This window comes from Marinobacter sp. NSM (assembly GCF_052380025.1).
Lineage (GTDB): Bacteria > Pseudomonadota > Gammaproteobacteria > Pseudomonadales > Oleiphilaceae > Marinobacter.
In genome coordinates, this window is record NZ_JBQTCK010000004.1 from 162,612 (window position 1) to 183,819 (window position 21,208).

The following is a 21,208-nucleotide window of genomic DNA, read 5'->3' on the forward strand; positions in this document are numbered from 1 at the left end:
TGAAGTCAGGACCATCCTTGTTCACCCAACAGGGGCACGAACCGAACATCACCGAAGTCTTCGCGCTCGAAGTCAGCATCCGTCCGGCGGGTAATACACACCAGCCGCTGCACGGAATGTTCCGACCCCACCGGAATAATCAACCGGCCACCGACGGCAAGCTGCTGTTTAAGGGTCTCAGGCACGGCGGGAGCACCTGCAGCAACGCAGATGCCATCAAATGGCGCAGCCTCGGGCCAACCAAGGGTTCCATCGCCGCAGTGAACATGCACCTGGCTGAACCCCGCCTGTTCCAGGTTCCTCCTGGCCTGCTCGGCCAACTCAGGAATCCGCTCGATACTGAAGACCTCCAGGGCGAGGCTGGCCAAAACGGCTGCGGCATAACCCGATCCAGTCCCAATATCCAAAACCCGTTCCCGCCCCTCCAGCTGAAGCGCCTGCGCCATCAGCGCCACGATATAGGGCTGGGAAATTGTCTGCCCCCAACCAATCGGCAAGGGGTAATCTTCATAGGCTTCGCCGGCCAGATGCTCGGGAATAAAGCGTTCTCTGGGCACCCTGTCCATGGCTTCCAGCACTCTTGAATCGAATATCCCCCTGCCGGCAAGCTGATACCGAACCATGTCTGCGCGCAGGTTGTTGAAATCCGGAACCCGTTCATTCATTACCGGCCCCTCCCTGATTACCCGTCGTTACAAAGCCATAACCCTTTTACAACAGCGCAAACTTTAACCACTGTCTACTTTTTACCCACAGGTTACTCCTCTGCACGGATGAGGAGAACCAAAAACAAAAATAACGGCGAGGGTTTAACCCTCACGCTCAGGGAGATAATCATGTCTACATCTGTCGACCACCTGATGGAACGCACCCAGGATGCCAGCGATCTGCTCGCCGATATCTTGCCATCAGCCATGACCCTGGCAACCATGCTCCGACATCGCCAGATGGCAGCCTGGCTAAGGGCTGAGTTTGATGGATACCCCGATATAGACAAAGCACCACCTTATCGGCTCGACCTGCCCGGACACATCGTTGCCAAATCCCCCCAGTATGGCTGGATTCCTGCACCGGTGAATGACACCCAAACCAGGGAGTTCGGGCACCTGAACCTGATGGAAGGGGTAAAGGAACTCGAACATACCTGTTTAAGCTGCAAGAAAGGCAATGGCAATCGAGTGTTGCTGGATAAAGAGGCCATGTCAGACCTGCAAAAGCAGATTAATCTCAGTGCCGAACTGGCCATCAACCTTAGCCGGGAGGTTTACTGCCGGCTTCTTCGAACCCTTCGGGCAGCGCTCTATCTGTGGGCCGAGCAGCTGATGGACGCTGGTATCTCTGGAGATCACAACCACTACAGTCCGGAGGAACGAAAGCTGGTCTCGCATCTTGATAGCCCAGAGACCTTCTGGCGCGAAGCCATGCAGGAACTGGACACTGTGCCGGTGGCAGATGTTCGGGAGCTTGGCTTTCTGGAACGCATGTTTGGCCGGGCCGGCTAAGTCAAGACAGTCACATAAAGACCAAAAGGCTATACTGGAGAACACGCAAACCGATTGACTCGTCTATAAAGGGGCCAGGAGCGCCACTATGAGAGACGCAGGATGGAAATATCTCAGATCACGCGGCCTGGCTCTGATTCTTCTACTGGCATGCCCCCCCGTCTTCAGTGACGATAGCATCATCAACCGCATAGAAGCTCTGCAGGCCGGGCATCCTGTCACGGTTCTCGACGCACCAATACTTGCAAAGGAAGCCCTGACCCGTTTCTACGAGCTCAGGGAATTTGACCTGGCCTGGGATTCCTACAGTGCACGACGTCAACTGGCCCAGGCCATCAGTGAGGTGGCTGATCAGGGTTTAAACCCGCTGGATTATCACCACGAAACGATTTCCGCCCTGGCCCTGCAACCGACGGATCAGGTCGAGGAAGAAGTGCGGGCCGATCTGGACCTAGTACTGTCAGATGCATTCCTGTTGCTTTCCTCCCATTTGCAGGCGGGGAAAGTTAACCCGAGGACCATTCACGCTGAATGGACCGCCAATCGCCAGGATATGGAAACCCACACGGTGCTTGCACAAGCGCTGGACACCAATTCCGTTTACCAGACCCTGCAACAGCTAAAACCTTCAGCGCCAGCCTACCAGAAACTGGTCACGGCGCGCCGCACCCTGACCGCATTGCTGGGACAGCCCTGGCACGAACTCGCCGCCACTCCCACACTCCGGCCGGGGGACAAAGACCCGCGCATCCCCGAGATACGTCGTCGGCTTACCCTTCTTGGCGACATCCCGAGTGCCGACCATGATCGCCAGGATGCCTACGATGCGTCGGTCGAAAGTGATATCTACGACGACGAGCTGTTGATCGCCCTTCCCGCGTTCCAGGCCCAGCATGGCCTTGAACCGGATGGAATCATCGGGCGCCAGACTGTTACTGCCCTGAATAGATTACCTGTCGAGCGCATCCGCCAACTGGATGCCAGCCTGGAGCGTTGGCGTTGGTTGCCGGACGATCTTGGTGACACCTACGTACTGGTCAACATCGCCGGCTTCGAGATGATCATGGTACAATCCGGAGAGGAAATCCTGCGCCAGCGGGTGATCGTCGGGCGCCCATACCGCCAGACGCCTGTCTTCAGTGATCGCATTCGCTACCTGGTATTCAACCCCACCTGGACGGTTCCAAGAAAGTTGATGGTTCAGGACCAACTACCACTCATCCGCAACGATCCCGGCTATCTGCAGCGCATGAATTTCAAAGTCTACCGTGGTTGGGGCACTGATCGCGTTGAAGTGGACCCTTCCACCATCGACTGGCAAAGGTTGTCGGCCAATAACTTCCCATATCAGCTGGTTCAGGAACCGGGGCCGATGAATGCACTGGGGCAAATCAAATTCATGTTCCCGAACCAGCACGATATCTACTTGCACGACACACCTGGTCAGGCGCTGTTTGGGCGCGCTGAACGGACGTTCAGTTCTGGCTGTATCCGGGTTGAGCGGCCCTTTGAACTGGCCGAACGCCTGTTGGAGGGCAACAGTAACTGGTCCAGAGCGAATATAGACCGAGCCATTGAACTCAGGGACCCGGTAAACGCGATGCTGAGAACGCCGATACCGGTTCACCTGCAATACTGGACGGTATGGGTGGACCACTCCGGAACCATCCAGTTCCGGAGCGACATCTATGGACGAGATCAGCGGCTGATCGACGCGCTCCGTTCGGACCCCCAGGGCGCGCTGATGCCAACACCACGGAGGCCTTGATGACGAGAGTAGCTTTACTGACTGCCCTTTTGCTGATCCTGACAGCCTGCCAGAATCTGCCGGATCGCCAGGAGGGTCTGGACAGCGACGTAGCGTTTCTCAAAGCTCACCACTGCCTTGAGGAATCTGTGGACGACGTCAACCGCATTCACTTCGGCCCTTGCCTGAAAGTTATTGAAATCAACGGTCAGGCACCGCTGGTCAGGGACGACGACTTTATCGAGCTACCCCTTCGACAGGCGCTGACCATAGGGACAAGTTGCGTTTATCGGCACGCCGATGGCACACCCATACCCGCCACCGTTGAAACTGCCGACTTTCAGGTGCGAGCGGACACCTTCACCCGTGGCGGCCAGAGGTGGTACCTGCATGCTCACAAGCAGGCCCGCAGGGTGATTGGCTGCGAGCCCACGCTATCTCGCTCAGTTCACCCCACCCGGAGCACAGACTGAACTGCCCATCGGCCTGCCCCAACCAGGGATCATTCGTACCGGGCAACAATGGCGTCCAGCTCACCCTCACTGCGGGCGCTGTCCAGCGCTTTCTGAAGATCCTCCACAATGCCCGGACTGGTTTCCAGACTGATGGCCAGATACATCGGGGTTTCCCGGAAAACCAACACAGGCTTAAGGCCGGTAATGCCATGTTCGTCTTCAGCAACCAATGGCCCCACAAGGCCATCCGTTACCCACAGATCGGCCTGGCCCAGCGCCAGACGGCGGGGATTCACATCGCCCGATGTATTCATGATCACGTTAAACCCCTGATCCACCAAGTACTGCGACATGACATCGCCCCGGTAGCCGGCAATTCTCAGGTCTTTGGCATCATCCAGAGTGGATACTGTTATATCGGAGTCTGGAGCCGCAAACAGGGTCCATTCGATGGATGCCAACGGGCCCACCCACTGGAACAGCTGCTCTCGTTCATCGGTACGCGCCGTACAGAACAGACCGTGGTTTTCACGACCCTGCACCCAGTCGTAGGCATAGCTCCACGCTCGCATTTTCATCTGCACATCGTAATCTACCCTTGCCAGCATGGCTTTCACCATATCGGTGCAGATACCGGTGATCTGGTCCTCGTTGTGGGCAAAGCCCTCACCTGAAACAGAGGCGTTATAAGGAGGATAATGTTCGGTAAAAATATAAAGCCGCTCAGAAGCCTGAACCGTGGCGCTTGAAGCCGCGAGCGTTAATCCGACGAATAATGCCCTCGTGACGTTTCGCAGGGCATTTCTGGCTGATGCGATGACAACGTGCATGTTTTTTTCCTTTTGGCTGGCAATCGTTGGTATGACGCAAAAATAGGCAGATTTGGAAGTTTGTGCCAATTGAACTGGCAGTTTATGACAGCATAACTCCGTAGCCCTTATCCGGCATTGAAAGTTCCGTGACAGAACGTATCTGGAAATTACGGCAGCCTAGTCGCCGGGACCACAGACACCCTAGCCAAACCTGTATCCGGAATTACCATTTCTCAACAGAGCAGCTGTTTCGTTGCGCATTCTTTAGCCATGTGCCACGTTGGAAGGGAACCGTAAAAAGGAGGATAGGAAATGCTCTATTGGGCGGTAGTGTGTCTTGTTATTGCAATTGTTGCGGGCGTTCTGGGTTTCGGAGGCATCGCCGGAACGGCTGCGGGTTTTGCCAAGATCCTGTTTTTCATCTTTCTGGTCTTGTTGGTTGTTTCACTCCTCGCCAACGCGTTACGCGGTCGGGGCCCAAAAATCTGACTAGGCAGACCTGGCTTTTCGTGGCCCTGAAGCAACAACCAGAGCCACGCCAGCCACCGCAACAACCCCGCCGGCCATGGCCATCGGCCCCAAGCGCTCATCAAACAGGATAAACGCCTCCAGTGCCGTTACCGGTGGCACCAGGTAGAACAAACTCGCCACCTGAGAGGCTGCGCCGCGTCGAATCAACCACATCAAAAGCAAAATGGCACTGACCGACAGGCCAAACACCAGCCAGCCAAGGGCCAGCTTGAACTGCAGCGACCATTCCACACTTCGGGACTCCAGCACCATCGCACCAACACCAAACAAAACGGCCGCTGCGGTGTACTGAATCATGGTGCCGGATACCAGATCAACCGACGTGCCAAACCGTTTCTGGTAAACGGTGCCAAGGGAGATTCCGATCAGCGCCAGCCCTGCCCAGACCAGTGTCAGCCCGGGTAGCCCTGTATCGCCGGAGCTGGTTCCTCCAAACTTTTCTGCGATCACCAGAGCAACACCCGCAAGCCCCAAAACCAATCCCGCCCACTGCTTTCCCGAAACCGCCTCACGTAGAAACACCACAGCAGCCAGCGCTGTTACCAACGGCTGCAAGCCCACAATGAGCGACACCAATCCTGACGACATACCCTGATCAATGGCGTAGAACACCCCTCCCAGGTAGCAGCCATGCACCAGAATACCGGTGACTGCCACGTGACCAGCGCTGCGCCAGCCCGACCATCGGGCACGCATGACGATGGCCAAGACTGCCAGCGGTATTAACGTGAGCAACATCCGGATAAACAACAACGTAAAAGGTTCGGCATACGGCAGGCCGTACTTGGCACCAATGAAACCGGTGCTCCAGAGCCAGACAAACAGGGCAGGAACAAAAAAGGAAAAGAAAACCGGGGGCATGGATCAAGGCTCGGGTGATGTGAATCCTGGCAGGAGACTATACCCTGCCAGAATCCGGCCAGACAGGCACAGAAAACGGTCGACCGACCGGTACAGTCAACTGCCGGCCAGCATAGACTGCAACTTCTGGGTAAACTCCACCGCCTCACAACCGAGTGGCGTCAGATAACCACCGTCTTTCTGGCTGATCAGCCCCTTTGCATACAACGACTCCGCAGCGCTCACCGTTTCCGGCGCCGCCGTATGGGCGTGTACCTTGATACCTTCCTGGGTGGAAATGGAAGGAAATTGCAGCAACAGGTTCAGCTCAGCAAGATGGCTCGGAGAGAACGGCATAAAAGCTCCTGATCGTTGGAATTATCTGCAGTTTAGCTCAAATACCCGAGCGCCATAGTCGAATCACGAAGAAATTGATCCAGATGCATCTTTTGCCCAAATATCCTATTGTTACACCCATTGTTCCGCTACTTACAGTACAAGCCACCGACACCGCACTATCAAAAACACGGACACGTTGATCATGGATAGCGCGCCGGGCCAGACAGCCAACAACACACCCCGCCCCCTGCGCCACCTGAGCGTCTACCTGGCCACACTGGTCAAAGGCAGGCTCTGGCTCAAGGTACTTATTGGCATGGGACTGGGCCTGGTAGTGGGCACCCTCCTCGGCCCCTCTGTTGGCCTGGTTGAACCGGAAACCGGCACGCTGATTGGCAACTGGCTGGCCTTTCCCGGGCAACTGTTCCTCGCCGCCATCCAGATGATTGTGATACCCCTGGTGATAGCCTCTGTGGTAAGAGGCCTGGCCGCCAGCGACAACCTGGAACAACTGCGCAAAATGGGTATGCGGGTCACCTTGTTCTTTGTGGTGACTACCGCGATTGCAGCCACGATTGGTCTTTGGGTGGGCGGTCTGGTTAACCCGGGTGACCTGATGACCGGCCTTACCGCACCACCGGCCGATACCGTGCCTGTGCCCGCAGACATCCCGGGCCTGGACGCCATTCCCCAGACACTGATCGGCCTTCTGCCCGGCAACCCCCTCGATGCCATGGTGGAAGGGCAAATGCTGCAAGTGGTGATTTTCTCCATCATCATCGGCGTTGCGCTGGTCAGTATGTCGGGAGACAAAGCCAAGCCGATGCTGGACCTGCTCGACTCCCTGCAGCAAATCTGCATGACGGTGGCTCGTTGGGCAATGCGCCTGGCGCCCTATGCAGTCTTCGGATTGATGGCGCAACTGACCACCACGCTCGGGTTCCGTGCCATGCTGGGCATGGCCTCCTACGTCGCTACGGTGCTGCTCGGCCTCGCCGTTTTGATGGTTTTCTACCTCGCCCTTCTCAAGCTCCTCGCAGGGGTGCGACCACTTCAGTTTCTGAAAGACACCCGCAATGTGTTGCTGCTGGCCTTTTCAACCTCCAGCTCTGCCGCCGTCATGCCGCTGTCTATCCGCACCGCGGAAGACAAACTGGGTGTGCGGCCTTCCGTTTCCCAGTTTGTCATCCCCCTGGGGGCCACCATCAACATGAACGGTACCGCGCTCTACTAGGCTGTGGCCACGGTCTTCCTGGCACAGGTGTATGGTATTAATCTGAGTGTGGGCAGTATGGCCCTGGTGTTTGCCATGGCCGTGGGTGCGTCGATTGGTTCACCGGCAACACCGGGGGTCGGTATTGTAATTCTCGCGATGGTGCTTCAATCGGTGGGTGTACCAGCCGCAGGCATTGCCTTGATTATGGGCGTGGACCGGATTCTTGATATGTGCCGCACCGCCATCAACGTAACCGGCGACCTGGTCGCCTGTCGGCTGATGGAAAACTGGTCGGGCAAGCGACTACCAGACCAACCCGACCCTGTGCCCGGAGAGGCCTAAAGCCCGGGACTAGTTTGTGACCCCATGAACAATTGGTATCATCAAGGCACGAAACTCCCACATTTACAGGGGCATCTACCGCGATAATATCGGCAGATTGTCATGCAGAATAAACGTACCGGGTCTTTGATGAATTTAAGCGGTATCTCTCTACTGGCCAGAATAATGATCGCCTTTGTCACCGGATTCGTCCTGGCGACCGGCATTGCCCATGCCGACAGCATCCAGCGCATTGTCCATCCGGACGGCCGGGTAGAATTCACCAACGTGAAAAGTCCGAGCCAGCCCCGGGCTTCAACCCGCAACGAAACCGTGTACCGATACACCGATGAGCACGGTGTGGTCGCGTACAGCAGCCAACGGCCCAGCACAGAAGACGTCGAGGTTATCCGGTTTCACTGCTACGCCTGCGACCCGGGTTCCAAAGTGGACTGGCACAAAACCCCTCTGTTCGTGAGTCCGTTCCGGGATGAAATCCTGACAGCCGCGCAAGAGTTTGATGTCGACCCGGCTCTGGTTCGAGCGGTCATTCATGCCGAATCTGCGTTCAACCCGATGGCCGTGTCGCCAGTCGGCGCCCAGGGCCTGATGCAGTTGATGCCCGGCACCGCACATGAACTGGGCGTGAGAGACCCATTTGCCATTGAAGACAATATACGTGGCGGGGTCGATTACCTTGCCCGCATGCTCAAACGCTTCAATGGCGATGTCCGCCTGGCAACCGCCGCTTACAACGCTGGCCCTGGCGCCGTCGGGCGCTTCAATGGCATCCCACCCTACGCGGAAACCAAGGCCTACGTCGAACGGGTCGGCATTCTGCACCAACGCTACGCCAGCAACTGATGGGCACAATTATCAAGCGCCCTGAAATCAAGGGCGATATCGTGCATGTGGCAAGCGACCCCCATGGCAACATCCTGGTGATCGATGACCGCAAACACCGGATTCTGAGCTTTGATTCGGTGTTTGAGCAAAGCAAGATCTTGCGCGCATCCCCCAACGTGCCAGTGCATGAATACAACCGCGCCATGCTACTGCCAATCGCTTTTGCCTCACCCAGCCAGGTAACAGTCCTGGGCCTGGGTGGTGGTGTGCTGGCCCATGGTCTGTTCACGCTGCTGCCGGACAGCATCATTGATGTGTATGAACTTCGGCAAAAGGTTGCGAAAATCGCAAAGGACTGGTTTGCACTACCCGAATCAGAACGGCTAAGGGTGCATATTGCCGACGCCCGCCTGGCCGTGGACCAGCTACCCGAAGCCAGCGCGGATATGATCCTGACGGACCTGTACAGTGCTGACCGTATGAGCCCGGCGCAAAGCCAGCGGCAGTTTATAAAAGCCTGCAGCAGGGCATTATCCTCTACCGGCTGGTTGGTGCTTAACTACCACCGAATGCCGGAACCAGATGGCAATCTGCTGCGGGAACTCAAGCGCCAGTTCCCGTTACTTCTGGTGTTCAAAAGCCGGACCAACAACTGGGTGATCTACGGGCGCAAACAGGACTTTGACCCCTGGTCCATCGACAAATCCCGGTTGAACGCGCTGGAAGAGCGCCTGCCCATTGGCTGGCGGAAACTGATCAAGAAGCTGAGCCGGCTGGTGCCGGCCGTTACCCCAAGCGAGCCATGAAGCTCTCCCGTATTATCAGTAACCAGAACGGTGTCAGTCGTCGCCATGCAAGACAGCTTCTGGCTTCTGCCCGGGTGAGCGTGGACGGCCGGAGATGTCGGGACGGCGCAGAGGAGGTTTCCCGGTTTCAGGAAGTCAGAATTGACCAGGACATCATCCAGCAAGCCGAACCCGCTTATTACCTGATGCTCCACAAACCCGCCGGCTACCTCAGCGCCACTCAGGATGACCAACACCCGACCGTCATGGAACTGATTGCGCCGGAAATACGGGAGCACTTGCACATCGGCGGCCGCCTGGACCGGGCCAGCACCGGGCTTCTGATTCTGAGCAGTGACGGGCTATGGTCACGCCGGCTTACCGAGCCTGCCATCAAACTACCGAAAACCTACCGGGTCACAACCGCTTCCCCCATCAGCCCGGAAACGGCCACGCGCTTTGCCGAGGGCATCTGGTTTGGGTACGAACAGTTGACAACCTCCCCCGCCCAGTTGGAGCAACTGAATGACCGTGAGGCTCGGGTAACCATCTTTGAGGGGCGATATCACCAGATAAAGCGCATGTTCCACGCGGTCGGCAATCGGATTACATCGCTGCACAGGGAAAGCATGGGCAGTCTGGTACTGGACCCGGAACTTCCAGTTGGCGAGTATCGTCACCTCAGCGTTGACGAAATCAGCTCCGTCGGCGGACGGAACTGATCAAAACATCAGGCGCGGCTGAGGAACTTACGCTCTTCCACGTTCACCTTGATGCGATCACCGGTAGAGATGTGCTCAGGCACCTGAACCACCAGGCCAGTGGTCAAGCGGGCTGGCTTGGTACGAGCCGTTGCCGAACCGCCCTTGATAGACGGGTCGGTTTCTTCAATGGTGAGCTCAACGGTAGGCGGCAGATCAATGGCCACCGGTGTTTCACTGACCAGAATCGCCATCACGCCCTGGGTATCCTCGGTGATGAACAACAGCTCGTCTTCAATGGCGCTTTTGTTCAGCATGTACTGGGTGAAGTCTTCGTTATCCATGAACACGTACTCTTCGCCATCGGCGTAGGAGAACATGACCGGACGACGCACCAGATCCGCCAGATTCAGCATGTCAGAGTCTTTAAAGGTCTCATCCAGCTTCTGGTTAGTAACCACATCGTACATGCGCATGCGGTACAAGCTGCCGCCAGCACGACCCTGAGGTACCGAGCGCTCGATATCCTTCACAAAATAGACGCGTCCGTCATATTCAACGGCCTGATTCTTCTTGATCTCACTCGCTTTAGGCATAACATCCGATTCCGATAAAAAAGGTTTTCTGTGGCGCTGATATACCATGACTGGAATCAATAAGCGATAGTCTCTCAGCCATTTGCCTTTGAAAGCGCGTCTCGCGTTCTCAGCCGCCCTTCTCGGCGAATCTCGGCTTTCTCGTAACGACGAATCTGGTCTTTCGTTTCCGGAATCACCGGTGGCACCTCAACAGGCCGATCGTTCTTGTCCAGGGCCACAAAAGTGAAAAAAGCGGAAAGGATGTGGCGGGTCTCACCGGTATAGCTGTTCTCGGCCTCTACACGGGCACCAATTTCCATGGACGAGCCCCAGCTGCGGTTCAGAGACAGATTGAATAGAAGTGTGTCATTCCCCTTGGCAGGGGCCCGGAAGTGGATGGAATCCACCGCCGCAGTCACGCAAACATGGGCCGAATGGCGCTCCGCCACCACCAGAGCCAGGCGATCACACTTGGCCATGATCATGCCGCCAAACACCGTGTTGTGTGAGTTCATATCGTTGGGGAAAACCTTGTACACATGCTTGTCGATGGCGGATGCCGCCACCGGCTTGCCCGGCTTTTCAGACATTTCACTCAACCCCCTCTCGTGTTTGCCCACAAACTCTGCGAAACCTCTTCTGGCCTAGCTGTTCAGATTCAAACCTGCCAGCCAGTTCCAGAGAGAGGTGAGCTCGGGTTAACCCATCAGATCAAAGTGAGCAGCGTCCTGTTCGATGCAACGGTCCAGCAACGCCAGGTAATCGCCTTTCACCTTCAGCTTGGTTTGCTTATGCGCATTCAGGTTGAGCTGCTTCATCTGAGTTGCAACCGCTACCGCTCGCTCCATCAGCTGCTCCGGAGCCACCACCTCATCCAGGAAACCCGCTGCAACGGCGCCTTCCGGATTAAAGATCTCGGCATTCACCACCGAACGGTAGAAATACGGCGCCGGCATACGGTGGCGGGCGATCTCGATACCAGCGTGGTGCATGGTCATACCGATGGCCACTTCGTTCAGGCCCAGCTTGAAACCGCCCTCTACGCCAATGCGGTAATCTACAGACAACAGGATAAACGCACCCTTGGCGATGGCATGGCCACTGCAAGCACCGATCACCGGGAGCGGGAACGCCGCCAGGCGACGGGTCAGGGTTGAGCCCACCTTCACCAGCGCCATCGCTTCTTTCGGGCCTTTCTGCATTTCTTTAAGGTCATAGCCGCCGGAGAACATACCCGGCTGGCCAGTCAGAATCACAATGGCCTTGTCTTGCTCGGCCTGGTCCAGAGCGGCATTCAGCCCGGCAAACACGTCATGGCTCAGGGCATTGGCTTTGCCGTTGTTCAGGCTGATGGTGGCAATACCGTCGTTCAGTTCGTAGCTTACGAGTTCAGTCACCTGTGCGTCCTCATCTACTGCGTTTTATTAAAGTGAGTGTTTGTTAACATCATAATCCCAAGATTGTGGGCGATCTGGGGCATCAGGTAAAGCCCTGATCATAGCTATGCCACCGCCGTGCACCAACGGTCATGGCCGAACAATACCGCCCTGCGGCACCAGGCAATTCATCATCGAGATAGAGACATCCCGGAACATCGCCTCGGACGTCACCCGGTCCGGGAAGTTGTCATACACAGCCCGGCGGCACGTGGACGTTCGGGATTGCGCACGCTTTTCACAATCGTTAACTGCGTCACTGCCGGCAGGCTGCCCTACCGCCTGCGCGCAAACCTCCGGAATCTGGGTAATTGCCCAGTCCACCACGTCACTACTTTTGGCAGGGTTGGCCTGAAGATTAGCAAAGCGGGCGGGATCGGTCGGGTCAGAGGATTCCTGAGTCTGGCCCCAGAACACGTAGACGAGGGCAACAGACACCATGGCAATCGTAACAATGGGGAACTTCATTAACGCTTTCCATTTATGCGGCGACAACGCCGGGTGATAGACATGCAGGCAGCCTACCCCAAGCGGCTTCGTCATGCATCACCCAAGGTTACGCACAGAATCTGTGGATAACTTTGTGCGTAGTCCAAGGATAGCCGGCCTGAGCCCAATAGAACCGGGGGCTCAAGCAATATGGCCGCAAAATGAACGGGTCAAAACCTATCCACCGGAGAAGCCGTGCACACCGCCAAGACATAACGCATTTTCCGACAGGTAATCGTTACAAAAAAATCCCGGTTCAACGTTTACAAATTCCGATTCCAACACAACACTTGCCACTGAAGTCTTCAACCAGCAGATGTAATCTGGTTGTTTGTACGGAAAGCCATGCATCCACGGTCACCTTGCTTCGATAGCTGGCCGTACGCTGAGGAACTGAACGACAAGGTTGTCTTGCCGCAGGGAAACGTCCAGCGGCACCGGTTGTATTGTCTGCATCGCCCGCCCGGCAGGGGTCCCACCAGGATGCACAATCAACCGAAAGGACACATCATGCCCAATCAACTGTGGTTAAGAATTGAACCCGAAAAGGCCATCAACAGCGCAGACGCTGAATCACTTCAGGTCCGTGTCAGCTACGAGATTTCGATCCAGACCGAAGACAAGCAGAATGATAGTCATCCTGCCAGCGACATTATCAGACTCGATCGCCATGCCAGTGCAGAAAGCAAACTCGAACCCGTCCTCCTGAGCAAGCCCATTCACGCGCGACTGGAAAGCCGACAGGGCCAGGAGCTGGCAGACCTGGGCGAGATTGATACCGGGCCCGGCAAGACCGGGGAGCCCGTCACCCTCGTCATTCCTGCAGAGTCCCTGAAGCATGCCCTTGAGCGCAACAACCCGGAGCAGCAACCGGTGCTGGAACGATTCGGTCGTTTTGTCACGCTTGGCCAGGTCGACCGCAGGTTCGATGACTATTCACTGAGCGTCGACCTGATCGATACCGAGGCAAAACATCAGGCAATTTCCAGTCTGCTGGCACAAAACGCTGACAACGGCACTAACGCCCGTTCAGCCGAAGTGGCTCTGGATACCCACACGGCTGGCCATCTCGGGGCACTGTCACTGACAGGCGCAGATCTCAAATTCGATGGCAGTTTTCATATAAAGCGTCCCTTCAACGTCGGCACCGAAGCCAATGGCTGGATCTGGGTGTTGAACGGGCCAAAGTTGATTGTCGGTTACCAGTCCGACGGCTCCGTTTATACCCCTATGCGGGACCTCCGCATTATGCTGCCCTGGCAAGATCCGGTGAGCGATGGCCAGGAGCACGGGAAGGGTTCGTGCTGCGATAATGGTCATCCGCCCCTGAACATGGACGAAGACAGCCTGCTGAACGATCCGGACCTGTTCAGCGACGACCCCGGCTCATTTTGTCGGCCTTTCAGCAACCCGGCCCGCATTCTGGGTGAACGCCGTTTCCAGACCGTCTTCCGGGTGGAACAGCCTGAGATCGAATCCACCTCCAACACCAAACCGGACTACCGGGGACTGATCGCCCCCAGGGATGCCAATGAGTTCCGAATGATGTCCACCGCCATGGTGGCCAGCGAACAACCGGACAGTGAGGCCGCCAGCGTTACCGGGGCCAGGTTCGCCATTGACACTGCCAGCCTGCAGCGTTTCCTGCCCAAAACCCCCGGCGTATTCATGCCGCCTATTAAAGCCATTGATTTCCTGCCATTGCCCAAACTCCCCTGGCTGAACAAGCGGCAACCTGTGAGCGCCCGAAACCCTGTCGACTGGGACGGCGACACCACCAAATATCAGGCTCTTTCCGTGGCGGGTGGCCACATCATGGAATGGCGGGTGCAATGGCGATCCAACGGCTATTCCCTAGGCGATGTGGCGCATACCCTTACCCTGGCACCACGGCAAACCCGCCGGATTGTGAAACTGGATTGGCGACGCCGCGAAGCGAGCATCCGGCGCGAGACCAGCCAGTTTGCGGAAGAGGTTTCCCAAAGCACGTTCAGCGACCGGGATTACCACAACGCCGTTCGCTCCAACCTGAACGAATGGAGCAAGGGCGGCAGCAGTTCCAAAACCACCGGTGTGGCAGGAGGCATCGGATTTGCGCTCGGCCCGGTGGTGATTGGTGGTGGTGCCGCCCACGGCCGGGCCAGTTCCAGCAGCTGGCAACAGGGTGGCCGCAGCGTGTCGGCAGCAGAGGAACAAAGCCTGAGAGACGCGATCCGCCAGTTCGGTGACTCGTTGCGCCAATACGAATCCACAGTGGTGAACGAAGTCAGTCAGGACGAATCGATTGAAGGCGTTTCGGAGGTGGTCCGCAACCCCAACTACTGCCACTCCCTGACCATCATTTACCATGAGATTCTCCGACATATCCGCGTAGACACTGTACTCGCCGGCGTGCGCGAATGCCTGTTTGTGCCCTTCGCGATTCGGCCCTTTACCTTTTCCCGTGTGATTCGCTGGCGCGATGTGTTCGAGCGTTACCTGCAAAAGCGCGACCTGCGTTGGGCCTTGAAATACACCGAAGACATTCAGAACCACTGGCAAGGCTCCGATGTTCCAGCCGGCCCCCGCAAGGCCCAACCCCTGGAAAGCCTGACCGGAACCATTTACATCAAATTGGGCATTGAGCGCCCCCGGGACGAGGTGGTATCGGATCAGATCGACGACCAGCTAAGCGAGGAAGGCGCTGTCGGCGAAAAAATCACCACCCGTGTCTGGCAGGCTTACGCCAATATCCTCCCCATTCCAGTGGGACAGATTGTGGCCCGTATCCGTGGCTTCTCTGCCGCCCAGCGGGAGGCCTATTTTCAGAGGGAAATCGCACCGGCGATGGCGCGGAGATGGGTCGACCGACTGCGCCTGGACAGCCAGAACGGCGAACTCGAAGGCACCGATTTTACCCTGGTGGGCGAATACCGGTTCAACCGCACGGTGCGAGTTGACTTCAACGTGCCATCGGAGGCCTTGGCCGGGAATAAACGGGAGGACATCGCCAAGCTGATTCTGTCCGCCACCGAGCACCTACCCAAAGGTTCCGTGGCAAACGTGACAAGTGCGAACATTCATTTTCACACCAGCCATTACGAGCGGCGTGTCAGCTCACCACGGGGTACGGATGACCTGATCTCCCCTCCCGCCTGGGATGACAACGAAACCGATCGCCCGGCTCCGAGCGAGAGCGCCACGCTGTCTTTCCGGCCGTCTAACTGGGAAGAGCAGAATATGCGGCTGGAAGCCGAGAAAGCGAACCGCAAGTTACTGGAACACATTAACGACAACCTGCACTATTACCACAAGGTGATCTGGTGGACCATGGACAGGGACGAGCTGTACATGCTCCTGGACGGCTTCGCCATATCCCCCAGCGATGGTCGCTCGATCGCCTCGGTGGTTGAACGTGAACCCATTGCCATCATGGGCAACACACTGGTGTTCAAGGTGGCTGCTGGCGCATTCCTGGGCATCAACGGCCATGAAAGCTATGAAGATGCCTTCCGCTACTACAAGGGCGAAGGCGCGCCGGCCATGCCCATGCGAATCAGCCTGCCCACCGATGGCCTGTACGCGCAGGCCATCATGGACGAGTGCAACGCCTGTGAAGAGCATGAAGGCTCAACCGACTGGGTGCTGAAAGATGAAGACCCGGCCCTGGCCGACTTCCCGGGCAACTTCTTTGATTCTCGCCGCAGCCAACCGCAAGACATGACCCCCACCAAAATGCCGGATTCCATCATTAACCTGCAGAATGCGCCTGCCGCACCAGCCCCTCAGGGATTTGGCGACATTCTGGGAGCCGTGGCAAACAGCAACGCCTTCCGCGACATGGCTGGCCTTGAGGGCACCCAGAAGAACGCTTTGGGTGCGCTGAATTCGGCGGCCAACCTGGCCGGTCAGTTCGGCGGCTTTGCATTACAGACCCGCCTGGCGGAACTGCAGGCCGAAAAGGACGCAGGCGCAAACTTCGACAAGAAACGCGCCGCCATAGACCGAGCCGTTGAAAAGGGTTCCATGTCAAAACAGGATGGCGAAGCGGCCTTGCGCAAACAGGCAGAGCAAATGGGGCAGAAAGCCACCGATGGCGTCTCTGACCGCGCCAAATCCATCGTTGAGCAATTCGGTAAAGATCGGGATGTGTCTGTCACCGAGCAAGACGCTGGCGGCATTCGTACGGTGAGTGTGGGCAAGGGTTTGCAGCTCGCATCGTTCCGGCCAGATGCTGACGTTGAAGCCCTCGAACGGTCTCTGGCGAACCAAAAGATTATTGAGCGCTATAACCGCGGCACCGCCTGGAAACGGGACATCGTTGCCAACGCGGAAGCGGAGGAAACCGCCTGGACCAACGACGACGGGACCAAGAAGCAAGAAGGTACTGAATTGGCGAAGCTCCAGGATTACTTCGGAGCCATTGGCCAGTGGGCCGTGGATCAGTTCGCGGAGGACTCGCGAGACAATGAAGCCGCCTGGAGTGCCGCGTTTATTTCCTACGTCGTCAAGAACGCCGGGGTAACGCCCAGCCATGGGTTCAGTCCCAGCATCCGGCACATGACCTACATTGTTGAGGCACTGGTGAACCGAAAGAACCGGGATCTGGACAGGCCGTTCTGGCTTTACAAAGCAGAAGACCTGTCACCTCAGGTCGGCGACATCCTCTGCAAGCCCTGGAACGAGACCCCTTGCGCCAATCTCACATTGGCCGGGCTGGAGAGCCAGTTCATCGAAAAGAAAGCCAGCGGCGAATACGCCATCAAAGGAACGCCAACCGGGCATTCCCACACCGATGTGGTCGTCCGGCGTTTCTCTGATGACGGGATCGATTACATCGAAACCCTTGGTGGCAACACCCGTGATCTGTCTGGCGTAGCTCACACCGTTGGCCGCCGACGTTGGCGCCTCAATGCGAATGGCCGGGTAGACGCATGCGTCGATCGCAATGACGAGGTAATCGAAGACTGCCCGCCATTTGCGTTCATCCGGATTGTCCACCCGACAACGCAGCAACTGCTCGACGCAGCCGCCGATGAGGAGGGAGGAGTCAGTGTCTAATTCCGTGTAACACCGGGATACGCCTTCCTCGCCTCTGGCCGCCGGAGGCTTGCGAAGGCGTCAATCTCCCACGGCCGCATGGCCATCAGCAAGCTGACTCCGAAACGCTGTTCTAATGGCAGGGCCAGGTCTTCCTCATGACAATGACGAAACTCAAGAGCCAGGCGTTTCAGTTTCTGTTGCAAGGATTCGTTCGATTGGGGCGACAGCATACCGCTTACAAACAGCCGTATCTCACCCGGCTGATGGAATCGACACTTCAGGAAATCCTGCTGAACTTCCGTTTCAAAAAAACGCTGGATTGGCCCCCGGGGTTGCCAGGCGAAGTCGTGGCTGACCAGTAATTTGATTCGGTTACCGGGCAACAGCTCCACCAGTCCCATGCGATCAAGCCGGGCCAGATAGCGGATTAACTCCGGCTCCTCTATCTGATAGTTCTGGAGTATCTCGCCAAACTGCCAGCGGTTCATGGCACACACCGCCACCAGCAACAGGCGCAAGTCAGACACCAGCTCCCGTTCCTGTTCTTCGCTCAGCTGTTCAACCCGGGGCTCGGGGGCCAGCTTGCGGACCAGGTCGGTGATTTCCATCCCCATCAGCCCGCATATCTGGTCCAGGCGCTTCAAAGAGAACTGGCGGTCTGAAAACAACCGTTTCACACTGGCCTCTGACAGCGTCAGCGCCTGCGCCACATCCTGGTAGGTCAACCCGTGTGCCCTGAGCTGGCGTTTCAATTCACTGACAATCGCGCTGGTTTGCGCCATAACCGCCTCCTTTCTTACCAGCCATTCAGCCAAACGTATCAATATACGATACCTGATGTATAGGGCAGCACGACCTTTACAGAAAACCTCGCCCGCCCTCCCTGGTTCACGCACAGTGGAGCCGTTCCAACAACAACGTCATCAGGAGTTAATCATGGACAGCGAACTCAAAAGCAATTCCGCCGGGTGGGTATTCTTTGTGAAGGTTTCCTTTGCTATCGCACTCTTTGCAGCTGCCGCCGGCGTGGTGTTGGCACCGGTGGATCTGGTGCTCAAGGGCTACATGGCCATCAGCGCCCTGTTTCTGGTCAGCACCACCATCACGCTTTCAAAAACCATCCGCGACGAGCACGAGCACCAGCGCATCGTCAACCGCATCTCCGAGGCACGCACCCATCAACTGCTGAAAGAATACGGGGAGTAACACCATGAGCATCTGGCGCAAACTGAACACCCTGTTCCGGGCATCCGCCCAGGAGCCGGTAGCAAAACTGGTGGATGCCAACGGTATCCGGATATTCGAACAGGAGCTGCGCGATGCAGAACAGGCCATCGCCCGCTCCAAGCGGGAACTCGCCTGCCTGATGGCGGAAAAAACCCGGCTGGCCAGGGACAACGAACACCTGAGGGCCACCATCGACAAACGGGAGCATCAGGTAACCGAAGCGCTGGAGAAGAACGAGGAAGAGCTGGCGCTGGAACTGGCCAACCTGATCGCCGAAGATGAACCACTTCTTGAGCGCCAGCAACAGCAGCACGACAAACTGCAACAGCAGGAAAACCGGTTGCGCAAACAGCTGCGGGACTCTGGTCGGGCGCTCAAGCATTTCCACAGCGAACTCCGGCTGGCCAGGGCCAACCGCCACGCAGAGCAGGTTAACCGCCAACTCCGCGGACACGCACGGGGGCTGAGCAGTCACATGGAAGACCTCAACCAGTCCGTCTCCCGCATTCAGGAAAGACAGGCCGAAGCGGAAGATATCGAGGCGGCGTTGACAGAGCTGGACCGGGAACAGGAGGACGACACCCTGGATTCGAAACTGAAAGCCGCCGGCATCAGCAACGGAAAGAGCAGTGGCGAACAGGTTCTCGCGAGGATTCGTTCGAAGCCATCCGCAGACGACCGTGAATAATGCACCTGAACCAAGCTCTATACAGCTATAAGTCAGAGTTTATTAACTCGACTTATAGCTGACCTCCAGGAGACATTCGAGGCCTCTGCTTTGCGCGCCAGAGGCCCCTTATCGGAACGCACCGATTAAAACTGGGAAACCCCGAAAAAGGCTGCTATTTTCATAGATAATTGCTTGCTTCCCGGCCGATGGGTATTCGCGGGCCGCTCCCGGAGCCGAGAAATGAAACGATACCTGACCATGCTGCTGGTATCGCTGTTTACATGGATTGAGGCAGTCACCGCAGATGATACACAACACCTGAGCATAGCGGTTGGTGACTGGCCGCCGTATTTTGATCAGGAGGCACCCGATCAGGGGATTGTCGCCCAATTGCTGCGGGATGTGTTTGCCGAAGAGGGCTTTACGGTCTCCTACCGTTTCCTCCCCTGGAAACGGGCTTACTACGAAGCCGCAATGGGCAAACACGATGCCACAGCGGTATGGATGCATGCGGAGGAACGTGAGCAGGACTTCACCTTCAGCGACCCGGTCCTCAAAGAGCGGTTCGTGGTTTTTCACCTGAAAGACCAGCCGGTCAGTTGGTCCAGGGTGGAAGACCTGTCTGACCTCAGACTCGGCGGCAGCATTGGTTACAGTTACGGTTCGGCTTTCGATCAAGCCGTAGAGGATAATCTGCTTAGTATTGAATGGGTCGCCAGTACCGTGCTGAATTTCCGCAGGCTCCTGTTCGACCGCATCGATGCGTTCCCCGAAGAGATCAACGTGGGCTATCACATTCTGCGTCGTGAACTTGACCCCGAGGAAGCCAGCCGCATTACCCACCACCCCCGCTCTCTTCTCGAGAACGAAAGTTTCGTGTTGTTTCCAAAAACACGACCAGACACCGCACAACTGACAGACCGCTTCAATGAACGACTGCAGGCGTTCCGTGATAGTGGCCGTTATAATCAATACTTCGAGTCCCACCGCCAGGCCTCTGCTGGGTCAAACTGAAAATGTAAAGCCGGGGATTCCACAGTACCCGACTGGCTACACCTGCCATAACCTACCGCGCTCCAGAATTTCTCCCCCATAAGATGGAGCGTGTTCATGAAAGGGAAAATCGGGCTAATTGTTGCCCTCATGCTGACCTCAGGCTGCGGGACCTGAGCTACGGACTTAACCGAAGCGAGCAGCATCACAATCACGGCATCTACTGCGTTTCCAAGACCGATGAGCGGGAGCCTGCGTTTGACTGGGTAGGGCCATTAGCCAGTATCCAATGGACACTCTTCGCGAAAGCCGGCAGCACTATTCGACTGAGCAAACTGGAAGAAGCCAAGAACTATCGCATTGGCGGTTATCGCGGCGATGTAATGACCACGTATCTTGAAGAGAAAGGCTTTAATGTGTCCGCCATCAGCACCAACGGCCTGAATGCCCGGCGCCTTGAGCAGGACCAGATTGACCTGTGGGTAGCCGATGGCCTGGCTGGCCCCTACCTTGCCGCCGATGCCTCAGATGTGACGGATCTGGAGCAGGTTCTGGTGTTCCGGGAAACCCCGATGTACCTGGCCGTGAACAAGAACACAGACCCAGACATCCTCAAAGCCCTGAACCAGAGCTTCCAGGCACTGGTCAACTCCGGTGAGATCAAGACGATCTCCCGCGCTTACGGTTTTTGATTCTTC

At 56.9% G+C, this 21,208-nt stretch carries 21 protein-coding genes and 1 pseudogene; 13 read left to right on the forward strand and 9 right to left on the reverse strand.

Annotation, left to right across the window (positions count from 1 at the left end):
* Positions 1-5: 5 nt before the first annotated feature.
* Positions 6-665: a protein-L-isoaspartate(D-aspartate) O-methyltransferase gene (locus ACTZWX_RS11095; protein ID WP_444713980.1), complete on the reverse strand. Its 660-nt coding sequence runs from the start codon at positions 663-665 to the stop codon at positions 6-8.
* Between the two features lie 171 nt (positions 666-836).
* Here ACTZWX_RS11095 and ACTZWX_RS11100 point away from each other — a divergent pair, with 171 nt between their 5' ends.
* The 3 genes from ACTZWX_RS11100 to ACTZWX_RS11110 all read left to right on the forward strand — a co-directional run bounded on the left by ACTZWX_RS11100 (position 837) and on the right by ACTZWX_RS11110 (position 3,722).
* Positions 837-1,502, forward strand: coding sequence for an AbiTii domain-containing protein (locus tag ACTZWX_RS11100; protein ID WP_444713981.1), 666 nt, complete (start codon positions 837-839; stop codon positions 1,500-1,502).
* A gap of 88 nt (positions 1,503-1,590) precedes the next feature.
* Complete coding sequence (locus ACTZWX_RS11105) at positions 1,591-3,270, forward strand: L,D-transpeptidase family protein (RefSeq protein WP_444713982.1); 1,680 nt, start codon at positions 1,591-1,593, stop codon at positions 3,268-3,270.
* A complete protein-coding gene (locus ACTZWX_RS11110) occupies positions 3,270-3,722 on the forward strand; it encodes a hypothetical protein (RefSeq protein WP_152438787.1) in 453 nt (150 codons plus the stop codon). Before ACTZWX_RS11105 ends, ACTZWX_RS11110 begins: the two co-directional genes overlap by 1 nt.
* Before the next feature lie 29 nt (positions 3,723-3,751).
* Here the strand turns inward: ACTZWX_RS11110 and ACTZWX_RS11115 are convergent, their stop codons facing one another.
* The gene (locus tag ACTZWX_RS11115) at positions 3,752-4,534 is read right to left on the reverse strand and encodes a substrate-binding periplasmic protein (RefSeq protein WP_444713983.1); all 783 of its coding nucleotides are present in this window, start codon (positions 4,532-4,534) and stop codon (positions 3,752-3,754) included.
* A gap of 294 nt (positions 4,535-4,828) precedes the next feature.
* Between ACTZWX_RS11115 and ACTZWX_RS11120 the strand changes: the two genes are divergently transcribed.
* Positions 4,829-5,005, forward strand: coding sequence for a DUF1328 domain-containing protein (locus ACTZWX_RS11120; RefSeq protein WP_072676589.1), 177 nt, complete (start codon positions 4,829-4,831; stop codon positions 5,003-5,005).
* On the opposite strand, the gene ACTZWX_RS11125 is transcribed toward ACTZWX_RS11120, so the two are convergent.
* Together ACTZWX_RS11125 and ACTZWX_RS11130 are read right to left on the reverse strand one after the other, a co-directional pair.
* Positions 5,006-5,908 (reverse strand): DMT family transporter, encoded by a 903-nt coding sequence (locus ACTZWX_RS11125; RefSeq protein ID WP_444713984.1) that lies wholly within the window; start codon positions 5,906-5,908, stop codon positions 5,006-5,008.
* Between the two features lie 96 nt (positions 5,909-6,004).
* Positions 6,005-6,244: a TIGR02647 family protein gene (locus ACTZWX_RS11130; protein ID WP_152438789.1), complete on the reverse strand. Its 240-nt coding sequence runs from the start codon at positions 6,242-6,244 to the stop codon at positions 6,005-6,007.
* 298 nt (positions 6,245-6,542) lie between these two features.
* On the opposite strand from ACTZWX_RS11130, the pseudogene ACTZWX_RS11135 reads away from it, so the two are divergent.
* The 4 genes and pseudogenes from ACTZWX_RS11135 (at position 6,543) to ACTZWX_RS11150 (ending at position 10,116) form a co-directional block, all read left to right on the forward strand.
* Positions 6,543-7,784: pseudogene (locus ACTZWX_RS11135) on the forward strand (dicarboxylate/amino acid:cation symporter).
* A gap of 165 nt (positions 7,785-7,949) precedes the next feature.
* Positions 7,950-8,627 (forward strand): lytic transglycosylase domain-containing protein, encoded by a 678-nt coding sequence (locus ACTZWX_RS11140; RefSeq protein ID WP_444714119.1) that lies wholly within the window; start codon positions 7,950-7,952, stop codon positions 8,625-8,627.
* Positions 8,627-9,415, forward strand: coding sequence for a spermidine synthase (locus tag ACTZWX_RS11145; protein ID WP_444713985.1), 789 nt, complete (start codon positions 8,627-8,629; stop codon positions 9,413-9,415). The genes ACTZWX_RS11140 and ACTZWX_RS11145 overlap by 1 nt, the downstream gene beginning before the upstream one ends.
* A complete protein-coding gene (locus tag ACTZWX_RS11150; protein ID WP_444713986.1) occupies positions 9,412-10,116 on the forward strand; it encodes a pseudouridine synthase in 705 nt (234 codons plus the stop codon). The genes ACTZWX_RS11145 and ACTZWX_RS11150 overlap by 4 nt, the downstream gene beginning before the upstream one ends.
* An 8-nt stretch (positions 10,117-10,124) precedes the next feature.
* Here ACTZWX_RS11150 and efpL read toward each other — a convergent pair whose 3' ends face one another.
* The 4 genes from efpL to ACTZWX_RS11170 all read right to left on the reverse strand — a co-directional run bounded on the left by efpL (position 10,125) and on the right by ACTZWX_RS11170 (position 12,577).
* The gene (efpL, locus tag ACTZWX_RS11155; protein ID WP_444713987.1) at positions 10,125-10,691 is read right to left on the reverse strand and encodes an elongation factor P-like protein EfpL; all 567 of its coding nucleotides are present in this window, start codon (positions 10,689-10,691) and stop codon (positions 10,125-10,127) included.
* 74 nt (positions 10,692-10,765) lie between these two features.
* Entirely contained in the window at positions 10,766-11,263 is a 498-nt protein-coding gene (locus ACTZWX_RS11160) for an acyl-CoA thioesterase (protein WP_072678156.1), read from the reverse strand.
* Positions 11,264-11,371: 108 nt separating this feature from the next.
* A complete protein-coding gene (locus ACTZWX_RS11165) occupies positions 11,372-12,070 on the reverse strand; it encodes a crotonase/enoyl-CoA hydratase family protein (protein ID WP_072676583.1) in 699 nt (232 codons plus the stop codon).
* Between the two features lie 129 nt (positions 12,071-12,199).
* The gene (locus ACTZWX_RS11170; RefSeq protein ID WP_444713988.1) at positions 12,200-12,577 is read right to left on the reverse strand and encodes a hypothetical protein; all 378 of its coding nucleotides are present in this window, start codon (positions 12,575-12,577) and stop codon (positions 12,200-12,202) included.
* A gap of 531 nt (positions 12,578-13,108) precedes the next feature.
* Between ACTZWX_RS11170 and ACTZWX_RS11175 the strand changes: the two genes are divergently transcribed.
* Positions 13,109-17,638, forward strand: a complete 4,530-nt coding sequence (locus ACTZWX_RS11175; protein ID WP_444713989.1) for a DUF2272 domain-containing protein — start codon at positions 13,109-13,111, stop codon at positions 17,636-17,638.
* Here ACTZWX_RS11175 and ACTZWX_RS11180 read toward each other — a convergent pair.
* A complete protein-coding gene (locus ACTZWX_RS11180) occupies positions 17,635-18,402 on the reverse strand; it encodes a helix-turn-helix domain-containing protein (RefSeq protein WP_444713990.1) in 768 nt (255 codons plus the stop codon). The two genes, ACTZWX_RS11175 and ACTZWX_RS11180, sit on opposite strands and share 4 nt — an antisense overlap.
* 154 nt (positions 18,403-18,556) lie before the next feature.
* On the opposite strand from ACTZWX_RS11180, the gene ACTZWX_RS11185 reads away from it, so the two are divergent.
* The 4 genes from ACTZWX_RS11185 to ACTZWX_RS11200 all read left to right on the forward strand — a co-directional run bounded on the left by ACTZWX_RS11185 (position 18,557) and on the right by ACTZWX_RS11200 (position 21,202).
* Positions 18,557-18,826 (forward strand): YiaA/YiaB family inner membrane protein, encoded by a 270-nt coding sequence (locus ACTZWX_RS11185; RefSeq protein WP_058092198.1) that lies wholly within the window; start codon positions 18,557-18,559, stop codon positions 18,824-18,826.
* Positions 18,827-18,830: 4 nt separating this feature from the next.
* Positions 18,831-19,535 (forward strand): PspA/IM30 family protein, encoded by a 705-nt coding sequence (locus tag ACTZWX_RS11190; protein WP_444713991.1) that lies wholly within the window; start codon positions 18,831-18,833, stop codon positions 19,533-19,535.
* 222 nt (positions 19,536-19,757) lie between these two features.
* Positions 19,758-20,531 (forward strand): substrate-binding periplasmic protein, encoded by a 774-nt coding sequence (locus ACTZWX_RS11195; RefSeq protein ID WP_444713992.1) that lies wholly within the window; start codon positions 19,758-19,760, stop codon positions 20,529-20,531.
* Between the two features lie 83 nt (positions 20,532-20,614).
* Positions 20,615-21,202 (forward strand): substrate-binding periplasmic protein, encoded by a 588-nt coding sequence (locus ACTZWX_RS11200; protein WP_444713993.1) that lies wholly within the window; start codon positions 20,615-20,617, stop codon positions 21,200-21,202.
* Positions 21,203-21,208 lie beyond the last annotated feature (6 nt).